This window comes from Rhizobium sp. CB2179 (assembly GCF_057653455.1).
Map to the genome: position 1 here is coordinate 3,160,019 of NZ_CM172781.1, position 16,517 is coordinate 3,176,535.

Annotated in this window: 17 protein-coding genes and 1 pseudogene; 8 read left to right on the plus strand and 10 right to left on the minus strand. The window is 61.2% G+C overall.

What is annotated here, in order from left to right; genetic code table 11:
* Nucleotides 1-4 precede the first annotated feature (4 nt).
* Together AC244Q_RS15830 and AC244Q_RS15835 are read right to left on the minus strand one after the other, a co-directional pair.
* Nucleotides 5-706 carry a response regulator gene (locus AC244Q_RS15830; protein WP_003581129.1) on the minus strand — a complete coding sequence of 234 codons (702 nt, stop codon included), beginning with the start codon at nucleotides 704-706 and terminating at the stop codon, nucleotides 5-7.
* Nucleotides 707-1,198 carry a MarR family winged helix-turn-helix transcriptional regulator gene (locus tag AC244Q_RS15835; RefSeq protein WP_012758431.1) on the minus strand — a complete coding sequence of 164 codons (492 nt, stop codon included), beginning with the start codon at nucleotides 1,196-1,198 and terminating at the stop codon, nucleotides 707-709. It lies immediately after the preceding gene.
* A gap of 284 nt (nucleotides 1,199-1,482) precedes the next feature.
* On the opposite strand from AC244Q_RS15835, the pseudogene AC244Q_RS15840 reads away from it, so the two are divergent.
* Nucleotides 1,483-1,698: pseudogene (locus tag AC244Q_RS15840) on the plus strand (branched-chain amino acid aminotransferase); the annotation flags it as partial.
* Between the two features lie 222 nt (nucleotides 1,699-1,920).
* Here AC244Q_RS15840 and AC244Q_RS15845 read toward each other — a convergent pair.
* Nucleotides 1,921-2,190 carry a hypothetical protein gene (locus tag AC244Q_RS15845; protein WP_003541697.1) on the minus strand — a complete coding sequence of 90 codons (270 nt, stop codon included), beginning with the start codon at nucleotides 2,188-2,190 and terminating at the stop codon, nucleotides 1,921-1,923.
* Between the two features lie 183 nt (nucleotides 2,191-2,373).
* Nucleotides 2,374-2,991 (minus strand): DUF1236 domain-containing protein, encoded by a 618-nt coding sequence (locus tag AC244Q_RS15850; RefSeq protein WP_026157437.1) that lies wholly within the window; start codon nucleotides 2,989-2,991, stop codon nucleotides 2,374-2,376.
* A 287-nt stretch (nucleotides 2,992-3,278) separates the two neighbouring features.
* On the opposite strand from AC244Q_RS15850, the gene AC244Q_RS15855 reads away from it, so the two are divergent.
* A complete protein-coding gene (locus AC244Q_RS15855; RefSeq protein ID WP_012758434.1) occupies nucleotides 3,279-3,938 on the plus strand; it encodes an MBL fold metallo-hydrolase in 660 nt (219 codons plus the stop codon).
* 13 nt (nucleotides 3,939-3,951) lie between these two features.
* Here AC244Q_RS15855 and AC244Q_RS15860 read toward each other — a convergent pair whose 3' ends face one another.
* From AC244Q_RS15860 to AC244Q_RS15875, 4 genes are all read right to left on the minus strand, one after another.
* Nucleotides 3,952-4,293, minus strand: coding sequence for a tRNA-binding protein (locus AC244Q_RS15860; RefSeq protein WP_012758435.1), 342 nt, complete (start codon nucleotides 4,291-4,293; stop codon nucleotides 3,952-3,954).
* A 10-nt stretch (nucleotides 4,294-4,303) separates the two neighbouring features.
* A complete protein-coding gene (gene proC / locus AC244Q_RS15865; RefSeq protein WP_017994808.1) occupies nucleotides 4,304-5,131 on the minus strand; it encodes a pyrroline-5-carboxylate reductase in 828 nt (275 codons plus the stop codon).
* A gap of 1 nt (nucleotide 5,132) precedes the next feature.
* Nucleotides 5,133-5,633 (minus strand): type III secretion system chaperone family protein, encoded by a 501-nt coding sequence (locus AC244Q_RS15870; protein WP_003541709.1) that lies wholly within the window; start codon nucleotides 5,631-5,633, stop codon nucleotides 5,133-5,135.
* Nucleotides 5,634-6,022: 389 nt separating this feature from the next.
* Entirely contained in the window at nucleotides 6,023-6,283 is a 261-nt protein-coding gene (locus AC244Q_RS15875) for an accessory factor UbiK family protein (protein ID WP_012758437.1), read from the minus strand.
* 201 nt (nucleotides 6,284-6,484) lie between these two features.
* On the opposite strand from AC244Q_RS15875, the gene lgt reads away from it, so the two are divergent.
* The 6 genes from lgt (at nucleotide 6,485) to AC244Q_RS15905 (ending at nucleotide 12,464) form a co-directional block, all read left to right on the plus strand.
* Nucleotides 6,485-7,333, plus strand: coding sequence for a prolipoprotein diacylglyceryl transferase (lgt, locus tag AC244Q_RS15880; RefSeq protein ID WP_012758438.1), 849 nt, complete (start codon nucleotides 6,485-6,487; stop codon nucleotides 7,331-7,333).
* A 16-nt stretch (nucleotides 7,334-7,349) separates the two neighbouring features.
* Nucleotides 7,350-8,450 carry a class I SAM-dependent methyltransferase gene (locus AC244Q_RS15885; RefSeq protein ID WP_012758439.1) on the plus strand — a complete coding sequence of 367 codons (1,101 nt, stop codon included), beginning with the start codon at nucleotides 7,350-7,352 and terminating at the stop codon, nucleotides 8,448-8,450.
* Between the two features lie 111 nt (nucleotides 8,451-8,561).
* The gene (gene pgeF, locus AC244Q_RS15890) at nucleotides 8,562-9,356 is read left to right on the plus strand and encodes a peptidoglycan editing factor PgeF (protein WP_012758440.1); all 795 of its coding nucleotides are present in this window, start codon (nucleotides 8,562-8,564) and stop codon (nucleotides 9,354-9,356) included.
* Between the two features lie 5 nt (nucleotides 9,357-9,361).
* Nucleotides 9,362-10,513: a M24 family metallopeptidase gene (locus tag AC244Q_RS15895; protein ID WP_128405960.1), complete on the plus strand. Its 1,152-nt coding sequence runs from the start codon at nucleotides 9,362-9,364 to the stop codon at nucleotides 10,511-10,513.
* Nucleotides 10,514-10,604: 91 nt separating this feature from the next.
* Complete coding sequence (locus AC244Q_RS15900) at nucleotides 10,605-11,426, plus strand: hypothetical protein (protein WP_012758442.1); 822 nt, start codon at nucleotides 10,605-10,607, stop codon at nucleotides 11,424-11,426.
* Between the two features lie 105 nt (nucleotides 11,427-11,531).
* The gene (locus tag AC244Q_RS15905; RefSeq protein WP_011652946.1) at nucleotides 11,532-12,464 is read left to right on the plus strand and encodes a ribose-phosphate pyrophosphokinase; all 933 of its coding nucleotides are present in this window, start codon (nucleotides 11,532-11,534) and stop codon (nucleotides 12,462-12,464) included.
* A gap of 221 nt (nucleotides 12,465-12,685) precedes the next feature.
* Here the strand turns inward: AC244Q_RS15905 and AC244Q_RS15910 are convergent, their stop codons facing one another.
* On the minus strand, nucleotides 12,686-14,236 hold the full coding sequence (locus tag AC244Q_RS15910; RefSeq protein ID WP_012758443.1) for a hypothetical protein: 1,551 nt from the start codon (nucleotides 14,234-14,236) through the stop codon (nucleotides 12,686-12,688).
* Between the two features lie 102 nt (nucleotides 14,237-14,338).
* Nucleotides 14,339-16,423: a putative bifunctional diguanylate cyclase/phosphodiesterase gene (locus AC244Q_RS15915; protein WP_012758444.1), complete on the minus strand. Its 2,085-nt coding sequence runs from the start codon at nucleotides 16,421-16,423 to the stop codon at nucleotides 14,339-14,341.
* Between the last annotated feature and the right edge of the window lie 94 nt (nucleotides 16,424-16,517).

The following is a 16,517-nucleotide window of genomic DNA, read 5'->3' on the forward strand; positions in this document are numbered from 1 at the left end:
GAGTTTAGTCGATGCTCAGCCTGTATCCGATACCGCGCACGGTCTGCAGCCAGACCGGATTGGCGGGATCATCCTCGATCTTACGCCGTAGCCGATTGATCTGCACGTCGATCGTCCGCTCGCCGACTTCGGTATCGTTGCCGATCAGTTCATGGCGCGGGATCGTGTCGCCGGCACGGCGCGCAAAGAGCAGCATGATCTCCTGCTCGCGGTCGGTGAGCCGGATCACCTCACTGGCTTTCTTCAGTTCCTTGCGGGTCAGCGAGAAGGTGTAGGGGCCGAACATCACCTGTTCGATCTTCGGTCCCTCGCCGCCGGCGTTGCGACGCAGGATGTTGTTGATGCGCAGCACCAGTTCGCGCGGGTCGAAGGGCTTGGAAAGATAGTCGTCGGCGCCTGCCTCGAGGCCCTCGATGCGGTTGCCCGATTCTGCCAACGCCGTCAGCATGATGATCGGCACGTTCTTGATGGCGCGAAGTCCGCGGGTGACGTCGATGCCGGATTCGCCAGGCATCATCACGTCCATGATGATGAGGTCGAAATCGAGACCCGCAAGCTTGCGCTGCGCCTCGGCGCCGTCGGCGGCGACGGTAACGCGGAAGCCGTTCTCGGCGAGATAACGATTGAGCAGCGCGCGGATGCGGGAGTCGTCATCGACCACCAGCAAGTGCGCCGCATCGTCGGAAATACCTGTCTTGACCGCCATTCAATCCGCCCTCTGTCTGTCCCGCATTCCGCTGAGGAAAGCTTTTACGCCCTCCCGCACCTCCGCAGAAGCCCCTTCGAATGCCCGCTCAATGCGGCGCGATTGCGGCTCAGCAAGGGCAAGCGCCAGCTCTCGTCCCGATTTCGTTGGATAAAGCTTGCGTTGCCGCCGGTCCTCGGGACCTGCCACCTGGCGAATATAGCCTGAATCGATCAGCTGTTTCAGCACCCTTGCAAGGCTCTGCTTGGTGATCTTCAGCGTATCGAGAAGATCGGCCACCGTCATGCCGGGATTGCGGTTGACAAAATGCACGACGCGGTGATGCGCCCGGCCGAAGCCGCTCTTTTCGAGGATGGCGTCAGGATCGGAAACGAAGTCGCGATAGGCGAAGAAGAACAGCTCGATGATCTCGAAATCGATGATATCAGTATCTTCCATCGGCGTGGCCAGCGGCTCTGGCTTGCCTGCTTTCGGGCCGGTCTGTCGTGACACTCGGCATTTCCTTTCTTTGTCCGCGCGCGGCGGGAAACTTTCGCGAAAATATGCCAGCTTTATTGATATAAATTTGCGTCGCTATCAGCTTCCGCGAACTCTGCGGGAGCCCCGCACGGTCTCTCATTTCCCTGGCACTTCCCGGGAAACCAAGACCCGTCCGGCACTCCGACGCAATACGCGTTTTCCCTTGCGTCTGTGGATAAAACGTAATGGGGACAACAATCAACAGGCATGGCGCTTGAAGCGCCGGAGGATTTTGGGAATGGCTTCGATCCCTTTGGATCAGTTGGACGGGGGCGCAGGCCAACCGCATCAATGTCGCCATCGCCATCTGGCAAAAGGGCAGCTATTTCAACCCGACCGAAAAGCTGAAGGGCATCCGCCTCGATATCGCCGAATGCCGCCGTCCCGATCCGAAGACGGCGCCCTGCGCCTCCAAGGCTGCCGGTCTCTACATGATCTGCACCATTTCCAAGCACGCCGCCGAAGCCGAGAGCTAAGCCGATGCGATGATGTTCGATGAACGACTACATGAAGGAAGTCTATCCGGCGGCAATCGCCGCCGAATAAAGTCCTCACGCAATCGGTCTGGCCACTGCATAATTCCTTAAATCGGAATCTATTTAAGGCTAAAATTATGCAGTAGTTCAAAGTGCTACAGCGTCCTTTGCGCGTCTCAAAAGACGCGCGACGCTGTAGATACAGACCCGTGGGGCCGTTTATCTATGCGCCCGTGCCATGACCAGTCCGGCGAGCGTCGAGAGGATGCCGCCGCCGATCAGGCCGCCGATGCCGTCGGCGATCAGGCCGGTCATAGCCGCTTCTCCACCGACCATGCTGAGCAGCATACCGCCGGCGACGCCGCCGATCGCACCGGCGATCGTCCGAGCGACGACATTGATCGCCTGCTGCTTCAAAGCGGCGCTCGCGGCGTTGCCGCCGATTGCACCGGCAATCAATTGTGTGATGAGCGGAAGTAGCGCTTCCATGATTTCCTCCTCTGGCGATCTCCCCGATCGCCGATCCATGCCGACCTTCGGCATATTAGTATTTTATCATATTTTGGAGGAAAGCGTTAAGAAAAATCAACCGATGCGGGATTAAGGCAGCGAGAAGCGCCCCGGAACGAGGCGGCCCAACGTCCGCCTCGACCTCAGTTTCTATCGATCACGTCATTGATAGACGTAGACGATCCGGCGTGTACCGGGATCGACCAGTACCGGCCGATCGTTGATCCTCGTATAACGGTATTCGTAGTCGGGAATCGTCTGGAAGGTGACGTCAGCAGGCACCTCTGCGCCGACGACGACATCGCCGCCAAGCTGCACCGTCTCACCCGGATTGGTGTCGATATAGGTGCGCACCGTCTCCGGCGGGGTGATAGTCTCGACCGACCCGACGGGGCCGAGCAACTCGTCCCCCGGCGCCGGCTGCGGATCGACCGGAACGACACTCGCGGTCGACTCGTAAGTCACGCTGGGAACGCCGATCTCGGCGCGGTGCTGCTCGACGATAACAGAGCTGCCGCCGTGATCGACCTGCAGATAATCGGCATAGACCCAGCCGCGCATGCCGTTGACGTCGACACGGCACCAGCGGCTGCCTTCGATGCAACCGTCGAGCACTGCGGTGGAACCGCGGGTGGCAAGACCGACCGAGGGATATTGTGGGCCGGGGCCAGCACGGACGTTGAGATCGTTGACCGTCGTCGCCATCATCTCCGCCTGCGCAAGACCGCCGCTCGCCAGGAGCACGGCTCCAGCCAACAGTATGTTTCTCTTCAAGGTCATGTGAGCGTCTCCTTGGTTTCGATGGGCTGACAACGCGCGGGCTTCCACGATGTTCCCATGCGCGCCGCCCAGCGAAACACTACTTGCGGGGGACTTCATGCAAACGTTTGGAAGAATTGAGAAAAGCTCGATTTTCTCGCCCTGCGACGATGGCGAAGAGGGCATAAATTCTTGTTGCAGTCCGTCTTTTTACCGTGAGGCACACCGCCAATGTCACAAGATTCCGGCTGTCCTTGCCGCGGTTTCGGACTATACCCGAAGCAGCAGAGACACCAAGCGAGGCACTTATGGGCATGCTCCAGGCCGGCATCATTCCGGTGACACCCTTCCAGCAAAACTGCACGATCTTCTTCGATCCCGACACCAAGGAAGGCGTCGTCGTCGATCCCGGCGGCGACGTGCCACTCATCCTGCAGGCGATTGCCCAGAACGGCCTGACCATCAAGGAAATCTGGCTGACACACGGCCATCTCGACCATGCCGGCGGCGCCAGTGAATTGAAGGAAGCTCTCGGCATCGACGTGATCGGCCCACATCAGGACGACCTGCCGCTGCTGCAGCGGATCGAAACCCAGGCTGAAAAATACGGCATGTCAGGATTGCGTAACGTCGTGCCCGACCGCTGGCTGAAAGACGGCGACAAGATTTCTTTCGGCGCCCATGAATTCGAGGTCCATCACACGCCCGGCCATGCCCCCGGCCACGTCATCTATTTCAACCGCGCGCAGAATTTCGCTCATCTCGGCGATGTGCTTTTCAACGGCTCGATCGGCCGCACCGACCTGCCCGGCGGCGATCATCAGCAGCTTCTCGATTCGATCCGCGACAAGGTATTGCCGCTCGGCGACGACGTCGGCTTCATCTGCGGCCACGGCCCCGGCAGCCGCATCGGCGACGAGCGGCGAAGCAATCCATTCCTGCAGGAGATCAAACCTCGGAGTATCTGATGCGAGCTCACGCTCACATCATCTTTCGGCCGTTCGGCACCGGCTGTTCGACCGCAGCAAGCACGATCGCGCCGTTCTCGTCCTCGAAACCCAACGTCAGCACTTCCGAGCGGAATGGCCCGATCTGGCGCGGCGGGAAGTTGACGACGCCGAGCACCTGCCGGCCGATCAGGCTTTCCGGCGTATAATGCACGGTGATCTGCGCTGAGGATTTTTTCGTGCCGATCTCAGGACCGAAATCGATCAGGAGTTTAAACGCCGGCTTGCGTGCCTCCGGAAAGGGACCGGCCTCGATGATCGTGCCGACACGAATATCGACACGCTCGAAATCGAGGTAGGTGATCTCTTCTGCCATATGGTCTCCGTCAGCCGGCCAGTTCCTCGGCCCGCTTGCGCGCCGCCGCAAGGGCTGCGTCGAACAAGGGCTGCATGCCGTCTTCGGCCATCAGCACGGCGAGCGCCGCCGCCGTCGTGCCGCCGGGAGAGGTCACATTCTCCCGCAGCCGCGAAGCGTCGTCGGGGGACTGGTGCATGAGTTCACCAGCCCCCGCGACTGTTTCCCGCGCAAGACGCATGGCGAGGTCCGCCTGCAGGCCGAGTTTACGGCCTGCCTCCGCCATACATTCGACGAGATAGAATACATAAGCCGGACCGCTGCCCGAAAGCGCCGTCACGGCATCGATATCGGCTTCCGCCGGCACCCATTCGACCGGGCCGGAGACGCGCAGTAGGGAATGGACGCGTTCGCGTTGCGCATCGCTGACCCCCGAATTGGCAAAAGCGCCGGTCACACCGCGCCCGACCATGGCCGGCGTGTTCGGCATGGCACGCACCATGGCGGCCTTGCCGAAATGTCTCTCGAGGAAACCGAGCGTCTTGCCGGCCGCGACCGAGACGACGACCGTCTCCGGCCCGACGGCACTCTTCACCGCCGGCAGCACCGCCTCCATCACCTGCGGCTTGACCGCGAGGAAAAGCACGCTTGCCTTCAAATCCGTGGGAAGCGCGGTCAGATGGGTCGCGCCAGCCTCGCTGATCGTCGAAAGCATCGCAGGCGACGGACCGGGATCGACAACGATGACGGCCGAGCCCGGAACGCCGCTTTTCAGCCAGCCGGAGAGCATCGCCCCGCCCATGTTTCCGGCACCGATCAGAACGACGGGATGTATCGAGGAGAAAGCGGCCGTCGGCATCTTATGCCTCGCCAACCGTTTCAAACAGCACGGCTTCCATCGCCTTCGTCGCTTCCATGCCGGACCAGACGACGAACTGGAATGCCTGAAAATAGGCTTCGCAGGTGTCGAGCGCGCTGGAAAGCAGCACCTCCACCTGGCGATTGGTAGGCTCCGCGCCGCCGGCAAGCAGCAGCGATTGACGGAAAATGACGACATCTTCCTGGCGCCAGAGGTCGAAATGACCCATCAGCACCTGCCCGTTGATCGCCGAGAGCAGCTTGACCACCTCGTTGACCCTGATGTCGGGAACTTTGATATCGAAGGCGCAGCCAAGATGCAGCGCCTCGAATTCCTCCATCCAGGAGAAGGAGACGTGGTAGTCCGTCCAGCGGCCCTCGACCGTCATTGCGATCTCGTCCTCGCCGGACCGTTCGAACGACCAGTCGTTGTTGGAGGCAACATACTCGATCATATCGACCGGGTTCGACTGACGCTCGACTTCCAATTCCATCAGGTTCATGCAGCACCTTCTTGACCGGAACGAATGCGACCTAACTTGGTGTACGAACACAAGCAAGACACACGCAAAATACCGGAACCACCACTCGGATGATCGTTGAACCGCTGCCAGACTTAACGCAGATAACCTGCCCGGAGCTTACCACGTCGCTTCGAATCATCATTTAAAATCAGTGTATAGCGCCCCTGGTCCCCTGCCAGCCCCCTGAACGGAAAATAGGACCGGCCACTGTGGAAAGGCTCTTCGAAATTCAATTCAGAAGGGAGAATAAGCGACTCTGCGAATTGGCTTTTTTGGCAGTGTCCACAGGTGGAAAACTCACCTGGTTTTTTTACGGAAGATGCGGCGTGTGGCATGAAGGCCACGCCGCATCTGTGTCGTATCGGGACTTAAGTGCCCTCGCCGGCAAGCTTTGCCTCGAGTGCTGCGATGCGGGCGGCAAGTGCCTCGTTCTCGTCGCGTGCCTTGATCGCCATCTCGCGCACGGCCTCGAACTCCTCTCGCTTGACGATGTCCATGCTGTTCAGCCAACGCTCGGCCTGGGCGTTGAAGGCGGTCTCGATCTCCTTGCGGACGCCCTGGGCGGCACCGGCCGCATCGGTCATCAGCTTGGCGAATTCGTCCATGATGCGGTTCGTTCCGGTCGTCATGGCGTTTTTCTCCCTTCGCATGAGGTGAATTCAGCCCTTCGGGGCCTCGAGGATTGAGGTAGGGCTTCGCCATCGACGATGCAAGCGCTTTGCACGGGATAAGCTTGCCGGAACAGGCCGGGAATGGGCCATCACGAACAATGGACTTGACCGTCCGGGATCGCAACGGCATGTTCCGCGCAACTCAACAGGTGGAAAACCTTGCCGACAGCAGCCGATCTCCTTGCCATCATGCCTTTCCCGGATATCGATCCGATCGCCTTTTCGATCGGTCCGCTGGCGATTCATTGGTATGGTCTCGCCTATGTTGCCGGCATCCTGCTCGGCTGGGCCTATGCGCGCCGCCTCGCCGCCAATGAAAGTCTCTGGCCCGGCAACGTCTCGCCGATAACAAAGGTGCAGCTCGACGATTTCATCGTCTGGGCAGCGCTTGGTGTCGTCCTCGGCGGTCGTCTCGGCTATATTTTCTTTTATGATCTCCCCGCTGTCCTGCGCAGTCCCGTCCGTGCGCTCGAGATCTGGAACGGTGGCATGTCCTTCCATGGCGGCCTGACCGGCACGACGATCGCCATGATCCTCTTTGCCCGCCGCAACGCCATCCCGATCTGGAGCCTGTTCGACATCGTCGCCGCGGTCGTTCCCTTCGGCCTCTTCTTCGGCCGCATCGCCAATTTCATCAATGGCGAGCTCTGGGGCCGTTTGACCGACGTGCCCTGGGCCGTGGTCTTCCCGACCGGCGGCCCCTTCGCCCGCCACCCAAGCCAGCTCTACGAAGCCGGCCTCGAAGGCATCGTTCTGCTCCTGGGGCTGGCCGCTTTCATCTTTGGCATGCGCGCACTGAAAAGCCCCGGCTTCATTACAGGCGTCTTCGTTTGCGGTTATGCGCTGTCGCGCATCTTCGTCGAATTCTTCCGCGAGCCTGACGCCCAGCTCGGTTACCTCCTCGGCACGAACTGGCTGACCATGGGCATGGTGCTCTCCTCCCCGATGATCCTGCTTGGCCTCTGGGCGATGCTGCGGGCTCGCCGCCAGGCTGCGCTGCAGCTCTGAAACGGCAGGACGCGACATGACCACCGCTCTAGGCGAAAAGATCAAGGCGATTATCCAGGCCAACGGCCCGATCAGCGTCACCGATTATTTCTCGCTCTGCCTCGCGGACCCCGAACACGGCTATTACCGCACCCGCGAGCCCTTCGGCCGTTCCGGTGATTTCGTCACCGCGCCCGAGGTCAGCCAGATCTTCGGCGAGATGATCGGCGTCTTCATCGTCCATGCGTGGCAGCGCCATGGCACACCGACAGACGTCCGCCTCGTCGAGATCGGCCCCGGCCGCGGCACCATGATATCAGACATGCTGCGCGTCATCTCCCGCATCGCTCCACCGCTTTTCGACGTCATGACCGTGCATCTTGTCGAAACCAGCGAGCGGCTGCGCGATGTCCAGAGCCAGACGCTCGAACCCCACGGCGAGAAGATCACCTGGCATAATGGCTTCGACGAAGTACCTCCCGGCTTCACGCTGATTGCCGCCAACGAACTCTTCGACGCCATCCCGATCCGCCAGTTCGTTCGCATGGCGACGGGTTTTCGCGAGCGCATGGTCGGCATCGACGCCGACGGCGAGCTGACCTTCGCCCCCGGCGTCGCCGGCATCGATCCCACGCTTCTTCCCGAACCGGTGCAGAACGTGCCGGTCGGCACACTCTTCGAGATCTCGCCTGCCCGCCAGGCGGTGATGATGGCGATCTGCGAGCGGTTGCGCGCCTTCGGCGGCACGGCGCTTGCGATCGACTACGGCCATCTCGTCACCGGCTTCGGCGATACGCTGCAGGCCGTGCGCATGCATGAATTCGACCCGCCGCTCGCGCATCCAGGCGAAGCCGATCTGACGAGCCATGTCGACTTCCAGCAACTCGCCGAAACAGCGCTTGCGGCTGGCCTCTATCTGAACGGCGCCCTGCACCAAGGTGATTTTCTGACCGGCCTCGGCATCCTCGAGCGCGCAACCGCTCTCGGCCGTGATCGCGAGCCGCACACCCAGCAGGTCATCCAGGCGGCGGTCGAAAGGCTTGCCGGCGCCGGTGAAGGCCGGATGGGCGAACTCTTCAAGGTGATGGCGGTCTCTTATCCCGCCATCGATCTCATGCCCTTTCGTCCGGTGGATTGACAGGGCGCACGCGGCTGGTTCAACATCCGCCCGAAACAAGAACTTGAAGCGCGCCGCATATGCGATGCGCTTGGGATAACAACAAACCCCTCGAAAACCCCGGAATCACAGATGCAGGACGCGGCCTCTCCCGCACCGATCGAAAGCGCGCTGCTGAACGAAGCGGCGGGCGCCACGATCCGGCACGGTTATTTCACTCGGACCGGCGGCGTTTCCGAAGGGCTGTATCGTGGCCTTAACGTCGGCCTCGGCTCCGGCGACGAACGCGACAAGGTCTTGGAAAACCGCCGTCGCGTCGCCGCCTGGTTCGGCTTGCCGGTCGAGCGGCTGGCAACCGTGCATCAGGTCCATTCCCCCGATGTCGTGACTATTGGCGCCGATTACGACGGCGCCCGCCCCGACGCGGATGCGATGGTAACGCGCACCCCTGGCATTGCGCTTGGCGTGCTCGCCGCCGATTGCGGACCCATCCTGTTTGCCGACCCGGACAATCGCGTCATCGGTGCCGCCCACGCCGGCTGGAAGGGCGCGTTGACGGGCGTGCTCGAAAATACCGTCGCTGCCATGGAGGCGCTGGGTGCTGACCGCGCCAGCATCGTCGCCTGCCTTGGCCCCTCGATCAGCCAGACAAGCTATGAGGTCGGTCCCGAATTCGTCGAGCGTTTCGTCGCCGAAAACCCGGACGACGAGCGCTTTTTCGTGCCTTCCACAACGCCTGGCCGCGCCATGTTCGACCTGCCGGCACTGACCGTCGACCGGCTGACGAAAGCCGGCGTGCGTGCCGAAAGCCTCGGCCTCTGCACTTATCCGGACAACGAGCGCTTCTTTTCCTACCGCAGGACGACACATCGCAAGGAGCCGGATTACGGCCGCCAGATTTCCGCGATATCAATCAGGGAGACTTGAGCAGAATGGCACTGCATTTCGAAAAGGCCGAATTCGCAAGCCGGCTTGCGCGCCTCACCGAGAAGATGAAGGAAGAAAAGCTCGACGCCTTGCTGCTCTTCGCCCAGGAAAGCATGTACTGGCTGACCGGCTACGACACCTTCGGCTATTGCTTCTTCCAGACGCTGGTCGTCAAGAGCGACGGCACCATGGCGCTGATCACCCGCTCGGCTGATCTTCGCCAGGCCAGGCATACCTCGATCCTCGAGGACATCCATATCTGGGTCGACCGGGTCAATGCCGACCCGACGCTCGACCTGAAGAACCTGCTGGTTGAGCTGGACCTGCTCGGCGCCCGCATCGGCATCGAATATGATACCCACGGCATGACCGGCCGCGTCGCCCGGCTGCTCGACGCGCAATTGACCACCTTCGGCCAGATCGTCGACGCCTCCTACCTCGTCAGCCGGCTGCGCCTGATCAAGAGCCCGACGGAGGTCGCCTATGTCGAGCGCGCCGCCGCTCTCGCCGACGATGCGCTCGATGCCGCGATCCGGTTGACAAAGCCCGGCGCCGACGAGGCGGATATCCTCGCTGCCATGCAGGGTGCGATCTTTTCCGGCGGCGGCGACTATCCCGCCAACGAGTTTATCATCGGCTCCGGCGCCGACGCGCTGCTCTGCCGCTACAAGGCCGGCCGCCGCAAGCTCGACGCCAACGACCAGTTGACGCTCGAATGGGCTGGCGCCTATGCGCATTACCATGCCGCCATGATGCGCACGATCGTCATCGGCGAGCCGACGCATCGCCACCGCGAGCTTTACAACGCCTGCCGCGAAACCATCGAGGCGATCGAAACCGTGCTGAAGCCCGGCCAGACCTTTGGCGATGTCTTCGACATGCATGCCAGGATCATCGACGAGCGCGGCCTGGCTCGCCACCGGCTGAATGCCTGCGGTTATTCGCTCGGCGCCCGCTTCTCGCCCTCCTGGATGGAGCATCAGATGTTCCATGTCGGCAATCCGCAGCCGATCGAGCCGAACATGTCGCTCTTCGTGCACATGATCATCGCCGACTCAGATACGGGCACGGCGATGACGCTCGGCCAGACCTATCTGACGACAGCGGATGCGCCGCGCGCGCTATCCCGCCATCCGCTCGATTTCATCGGGCTCTGACCGGTGAGAATCCGGAATTGACAGACGACCGTCCCCACCCGCATAAATTCGGGTGGGGCTGATTGCGATTGCGGGAAGGACGGACCAAGGGATGACGCGAGCTGCGATTGTGCCCACGCTCCTGTTCGTCATGGCTCTATTGACAGCCTGCAACACGACCGATGCGCTTACGCCGCAGGTCGATATCGGCAATTCCTCCGGGGACGCCCCGTCGAGCCCGGTGACGCAGAGCGAAGCCGAGAGTTTGGCAGGCACCCGCCAGCCGCGTTTCTCGGGAAGCTCGCAGCAGGGCGGCTACCATCCAGCCTATGATCAGTCGCAGCGGGCCTATCGGCCCGGCACCGGCGCGGCGCCGACGACGATGCAGGAACAGGCAGACGCCCTGTCGAGAAGCGGCTCCTCACCGGCCGCCTCTGCCCCGATCGACGGACAATCGCTGCCCCCGTCGGCGGCCAGTGGTGAGCTTGCCGCACAGCCGGCTCCGCCGGCCGAGGCGCAACAGCCGCAGCAGACCGCCGCTCTCCCCCCCAATTCCTCCACCGCCCGCGGCAATACCGTACGCTTCCTGCCGATCATCGGCGCGCCGGTGCAGGCCGTGACACCACTCTCGCGCCAGCTCGGCGCCGAGGCGCGCTCGCATGGCCTTTCCATCAAGAGCTCGACCGATGGGAGCAGCGATTACATCCTCAAAGGCTATCTCTCCGCCTTCAGCGATGCCGGCAAGGTTACCGTGGTCTATGTCTGGGACGTTCTCGACAGCGGCGGCGCCCGCCTGCACCGCATCCAGGGCCAGGAAAGCGTGCCGACGGCCGCGGCCGATCCCTGGGCGGGTGTTCCAGCCTCGGTGATGCAGCAAATCGGCTCAAAAACCATCGCGGAATTCTCCTCCTGGCGGCAGACAAAGGGCGGCTAGTCACAAACTTTTTGCAAATATGGAAGCCTGTGGCGCCTTTGCCCTTGCATTCACGGGGAAGCTGACTAAAAAGCGCGGCTATCAGCGCGTAACAGGCGGACCAAAATGAAGGTTTTCGCAGGCAATTCGAACCGGCAACTCGCCGAAGCGATCTGCAACTATCTCAATGTTCCCTTGGGGAAAGCCAGTGTCCGGAGGTTTGCCGATCAGGAAATCTTCGTGGAAATCCAGGAAAATGTGCGCGGCGAGGACGTTTTCCTCGTACAGCCCACCGCCTTTCCTGCCAACGACCACCTGATGGAATTGCTGATCATGATCGACGCGATGCGTCGTTCATCGGCCCGCCGCATCACCGCCGTCCTACCCTATTTCGGCTATGCCCGTCAGGACCGTCGTGCTTCAGGCCGCACACCGATCTCCGCCAAGCTGGTTGCAAACCTCATTACCGAAGCCGGCGCCGACCGTGTCATGACGCTCGATCTCCATGCCGGGCAGATCCAGGGCTTCTTCGATATCCCGACCGACAATCTCTTCGCCATGCCCGTGCTGACGCGCGACATCAAGAGCCATTATGACCTCAGCAACGTCGTGGTCGTCTCGCCTGACGTCGGTGGTGTGGTTCGCGCCCGCGCGCTGGCCAAGCGGCTGGACTGTCTTCTGGCCATCGTCGACAAGCGTCGCGAGCGGCCGGGTGAATCCGAAGTCATGAACATCATCGGTGACATCACCGGCAAAGATTGTCTGCTGATCGACGACATTGTCGATTCCGGCGGCACGCTCTGCAACGCGGCCGACGCGATGTTGGCCAAGGGCGCATCCAGTGTCACCGCCTATATCACCCACGGCGTTCTCTCGGGCGGCGCAGTCACCCGCGTCACTTCCTCGAAGCTTCGCGAACTCGTCATCACGGATTCGATCCAGCCGACCACGGCGGTTCTCTCGGCGCACAATATCCGCATCGTGACCACGGCCCCTCTGATCGGCGAAGCCATCAGCCGAACGGCTCAGGAAGAGTCCGTCTCTAGCCTGTTCGATTAAAAAGAGCCGGCATTCGACCGGCTCTTTCAATTTCTGCATCAGATGGACCAAGCTATTACCGGGCATTTCTCCAAGCCGCATGAATTGCTGGCCCGTTGATTGTCGCCGAGCCGCGTTCGGTGACAACGAAAGCCCAGAATAAACCGCCGTTGCGATCGTTGGGCACAAAAAAGCCGGCACAAGGCCGGCTTCCTTTCATTTCTGATCCCAATTGATAAGGCTCAAGGCTGCTGCGGCGGCGCAGGTACCGTGTCCTGACCCTGATCCGGTTCCTGCTCCTGGTCTGGCTCCAGCCCCTGATCTTGATTTTGATCCGGACCATCCGGCCCCTTGACCACCTGGCCGTTGACGGCGATCGCGCCGTCGCGGCCGACGCTGATGTCCCAGCGCGAACGACCATCTGCATCGGTCTTCGCGAAACCCTTCACCATCATGATGCCGAAGGAGACCTGGTTGAGATCGGGATCCGTCTTGGCAAGCTCCTGAACCGCGGCAATCGTCTTGTCGAGATCACGGGCAAGGATCGTCGCCTCCATGGAATAGTCCTTTTCGGTGTCGACCCGCCCCTCGATCTTGCCGGTCATATCGAGGTCGTAGACGTCGGATTTGGCGCTGACCTTCGGAAACTCGACGGCGAGCCGGCCGTCGCGGAAGAGCTTCTTGCTCATCTCCTCGCCGCTCGTCTCCGGCGCCTTGTCATTGAAATCCATCGCCATGAGGGCTTCGCCGAAGGTGGCGAAATCCAGATTCGGCATGGCGAGTTGCAGCTCGAAGCTGGTCGGCATGAAAGGCGAATAGCTTGGCGGAATCAGCGGGCTGTCGAGGCTGATGTCCTGCGCATTGATGCCGAAGCCGAAACGCATGGCGTCGCTCGGCCCATCGATGGCCAGGTTGTAACCGAACGCCTTGACGCCGCCATTGCCCATCTGGCTGCTGATGGTCAGATTATTGACCCCGATCGTCTCGCTGAACGAGGCAAGAATCGGGAAGGCTTCCTTCAGCATTCCCTTAATCTTGCCGCTATTCTCCGGGCCTAGTTCCTTCTCCTCGAGATGGTCGAGAACGAAAAGGACGATCTCGCGGATTTGTTTGGCCGGCAGGCCGTTCACCTTCGCATCGAAATCGATCGAATCGGCACGGATTTCGACAGGCGGCATTTGCAGGCCGGAAACCTGCTCGACGAAAGTCGACATCGAGCCGCTGCCCGCAAAATCGATACGCCCGTTGCCGCCTGCGCTGTCCGTCGAACTCAGCTTTTGGTCGATCGCGGCGATGCTGGCATGGACTTCCTCGGTGTCGGACTTGCTGGTGACCTTGATGTCCTTGCCGGTGAAGGTGCCGGAGCGCAGATAGCTGATCGCCGGGTCGAAGACGCCGGTATAGACAAGCGAAGCGATGGAGTAGGAAAAATCCGTCGGCTTCTGGTCGGGGCCTTTGAAATGGCCGGAAACGTTGAGGTTGTTGTCACCCTCGATGTTCCAGAGCCCGCTATCGAGCGGCGTGGCGAACATCGAGAACGGCGTCAGCCCGTTGATCGCGAATGTCGCCGGATCGGCTTTGGCAAGCAGCTTCGCCAGATCGTAAATGATCTCGTATCGCGCCCCCGCCGGATTGACGGTGATCAGGCCGCTCTTGGCCAGATCCTCGGGAAGCAGCTTCGTCAGCGTGTCCTTGACCGCATTGGCGCCATCCTGATTGATCTCGACACCCTGGGCCGTGGTGACAAGGCAAAGTGCCAGCAAGCTCGTTGCCGTGACAAGTTTGAGACGCATAGTCCGATTTCTCCTCAGCCGCTTTTTTGAATGCGGGCCATCCAAAGATGCGAAGCGCGCCGATGTCAACCTCAGCTGCGGCAGAGAATGGCAATTTGCCGCTCACGCGGCCGCGGATTTTTTCACGGCCGGCGCAAGAACCGTTTCCTGCTGTGCGGCCGGCACCTCGCCGTTGACGATCGCCTCGATGCCCGAGCGCGGTCCCGGCTTACCGAAGAGGAAGCCCTGCACCTGCAGGCAGCCTTCCCGTCGCAGGAAGTCGATATGGTCTTCGTTTTCGACGCCTTCAGCAAGCACCGGTATGTCGAGGCTTGCTGCAAGAATAAGCGTCGAACGCACGATTGCCGCAGACTGCTTGTTGGTGACGACGCCGTCGACGAAGGCGCGGTCGATCTTGATCTTGTCGAACGGGAAGCTCTGCAGTGTCGACAGTGACGAATAACCGGTGCCGTAATCGTCCATCGCCACCTTGACGCCGAGCGCCTTCAGCCGGCGGATGGCCTGAAGCGCATGTTGATGATCGGCGATGATGCCGGATTCGGTGATCTCGATCTCGAGTCGCGCCGCCGGCAGGCCGGTCTCAAGCAGGATCTGATGCACGATCTGCGGTAGGCGGTTGTCGCCGAGCTGCTGCGGCGCGACGTTGACGGCGATGCGTAACGGGTTCTTCCATGTCGCCGCTTCCGCGCAAGCGGCCCGCAGCACCCATTCACCAAGCTCAATGATAAAGCCGGTCTTCTCCGCGATCGGAATGAATTCGACGGGTGAGATGTAGCCGCGCACAGGATGTCTCCAGCGCAGGAGCACTTCCAGGCCAACGATGTCGCGCGTCACCGTGTCATTCTGCTGCTGGTAGAACAGCTCGAATTCGCCGCGCGCCAATCCCTCCCGCATCTCGCTCGCCAACGCGTTGCGTTCGCGCGCTGCCTGATCCATCGAGGGCTCGTAGAAGCATATGCTGTTGGTCGCTGTCGATTTTGCCCGATACATGGCGATATCGGCCTGTGACAGCAGGTCGTCCAAAGTGTCCGCCTGTCCGGGATAGGTGGAGATACCGATACTGGAGCCGACGGTCAGCGCATGGCCGTTCCATTCGATCGGCCGGGCGATCTCGTCGAGCATGCGTTGTGCCAGTCCCTTGGCGTCCGAACGGACGAAATAATCGCACATGACGGCGACGAACTCGTCGCCGCCGACCCGCGCCACGAACTGGCCGTTCAGCATGATCTTGGACAGCCGTTCGGCGACGGCGCGCAGCACGGCATCGCCGGCGGCGTGGCCGTGAACGTCGTTGATTTCCTTGAAACGGTCGAGGTCGAAGGAGAGCACGGCAATATTGGCCGTCATGTCCTTCGGCTTGTTGACCAGCGCCGACAGATGCTCGTTGAAGGCGGCGCGATTGGCAAGATTGGTCAGCGGGTCATGCAGCGACAGATGGCGATAACGCTCGACGGCTGCCTGCGTCGACTGCATGTCGATAATATAGGTGGAGGCGCCCAGCACCAGGATGATGATCATGACGGCGCTGACGAGACCGGTCATGATGCCGTCCGAGATGATCTCGGTGGGTGCCGCAACAGTGGCATCCGGCAGGATCGTCAGCCCCGCCATGCCGGTGAAATGCGTGAGCACGATCGCAAGGATCAGCGAAAGGGCAGCCCCGTGGCGGCAGAAACGCGTGATCGGCCGGCAGACGCGATTGGTGGCGACTGCGCCGAACAAGCCGGCGAAGACCAGCGAGGCGACGACATAAGAGGTCTGCCATTCGAGACGACCCTCGATCTCGTAACCGGCGATCCCGACATAGTGCATTACCGCGATGCCGAGGCCGACGATAACGCCGCCTGCCTCGATAAGCGGGCTCTTCTGCGCGATTGACGCGATGGTAAAGCCGGTCATCGTCGTCGCGACGGCGGCAAACAGCGACAGCAGCGTCAACGTCGGCTCATAGCCGTTCGCCACCGGCGTCTGGTAACCGAGCATGGCGATGAAATGCGTCGTCCAGATGGTCGAGCCGCCAACAAAACCAGAGAGAAACAACCAGTTGGTTTTCTGCAACCCCTGCGATCGGCGCACCCGGGTGAAGAGGCGCATCGACAGCATCGATCCGAGCACACAAATAACGGTGGCGAAGATCAGATGCGGAAGGCTGTGTTCGACGGTGATGCAGGAAAGGACACGCAACATGAGAGGCAACCGGCAAATTGAGACGGCCCTGCTTATATTGGCCGGCAAACGCAGGATCTATTAATCGCCGCCGATTTCGTTTTCGATGGTTAAA

Excerpts from the sequence above, each read along its gene's own strand:
- AC244Q_RS15830 (WP_003581129.1), bottom strand. The coding sequence starts at position 706 with ATGGCGGTCAAGACAGGTATTTCCGACGATGCGGCGCACTTGCTGGTG.
- AC244Q_RS15845 (WP_003541697.1), bottom strand. The coding sequence starts at position 2,190 with ATGGAAGCGCTACTTCCGCTCATCACACAATTGATTGCCGGTGCAATC.
- AC244Q_RS15850 (WP_026157437.1), bottom strand. The coding sequence starts at position 2,991 with ATGACCTTGAAGAGAAACATACTGTTGGCTGGAGCCGTGCTCCTGGCG.
- AC244Q_RS15855 (WP_012758434.1), top strand. The coding sequence starts at position 3,279 with ATGGGCATGCTCCAGGCCGGCATCATTCCGGTGACACCCTTCCAGCAA.
- AC244Q_RS15860 (WP_012758435.1), bottom strand. The coding sequence starts at position 4,293 with ATGGCAGAAGAGATCACCTACCTCGATTTCGAGCGTGTCGATATTCGT.
- proC (WP_017994808.1), bottom strand. The coding sequence starts at position 5,131 with ATGCCGACGGCCGCTTTCTCCTCGATACATCCCGTCGTTCTGATCGGT.
- AC244Q_RS15870 (WP_003541709.1), bottom strand. The coding sequence starts at position 5,633 with ATGAACCTGATGGAATTGGAAGTCGAGCGTCAGTCGAACCCGGTCGAT.
- AC244Q_RS15875 (WP_012758437.1), bottom strand. The coding sequence starts at position 6,283 with ATGACGACCGGAACGAACCGCATCATGGACGAATTCGCCAAGCTGATG.
- AC244Q_RS15885 (WP_012758439.1), top strand. The coding sequence starts at position 7,350 with ATGACCACCGCTCTAGGCGAAAAGATCAAGGCGATTATCCAGGCCAAC.
- pgeF (WP_012758440.1), top strand. The coding sequence starts at position 8,562 with ATGCAGGACGCGGCCTCTCCCGCACCGATCGAAAGCGCGCTGCTGAAC.
- AC244Q_RS15895 (WP_128405960.1), top strand. The coding sequence starts at position 9,362 with ATGGCACTGCATTTCGAAAAGGCCGAATTCGCAAGCCGGCTTGCGCGC.
- AC244Q_RS15900 (WP_012758442.1), top strand. The coding sequence starts at position 10,605 with ATGACGCGAGCTGCGATTGTGCCCACGCTCCTGTTCGTCATGGCTCTA.
- AC244Q_RS15905 (WP_011652946.1), top strand. The coding sequence starts at position 11,532 with ATGAAGGTTTTCGCAGGCAATTCGAACCGGCAACTCGCCGAAGCGATC.
- AC244Q_RS15910 (WP_012758443.1), bottom strand. The coding sequence starts at position 14,236 with ATGCGTCTCAAACTTGTCACGGCAACGAGCTTGCTGGCACTTTGCCTT.
- AC244Q_RS15915 (WP_012758444.1), bottom strand. The coding sequence starts at position 16,423 with ATGTTGCGTGTCCTTTCCTGCATCACCGTCGAACACAGCCTTCCGCAT.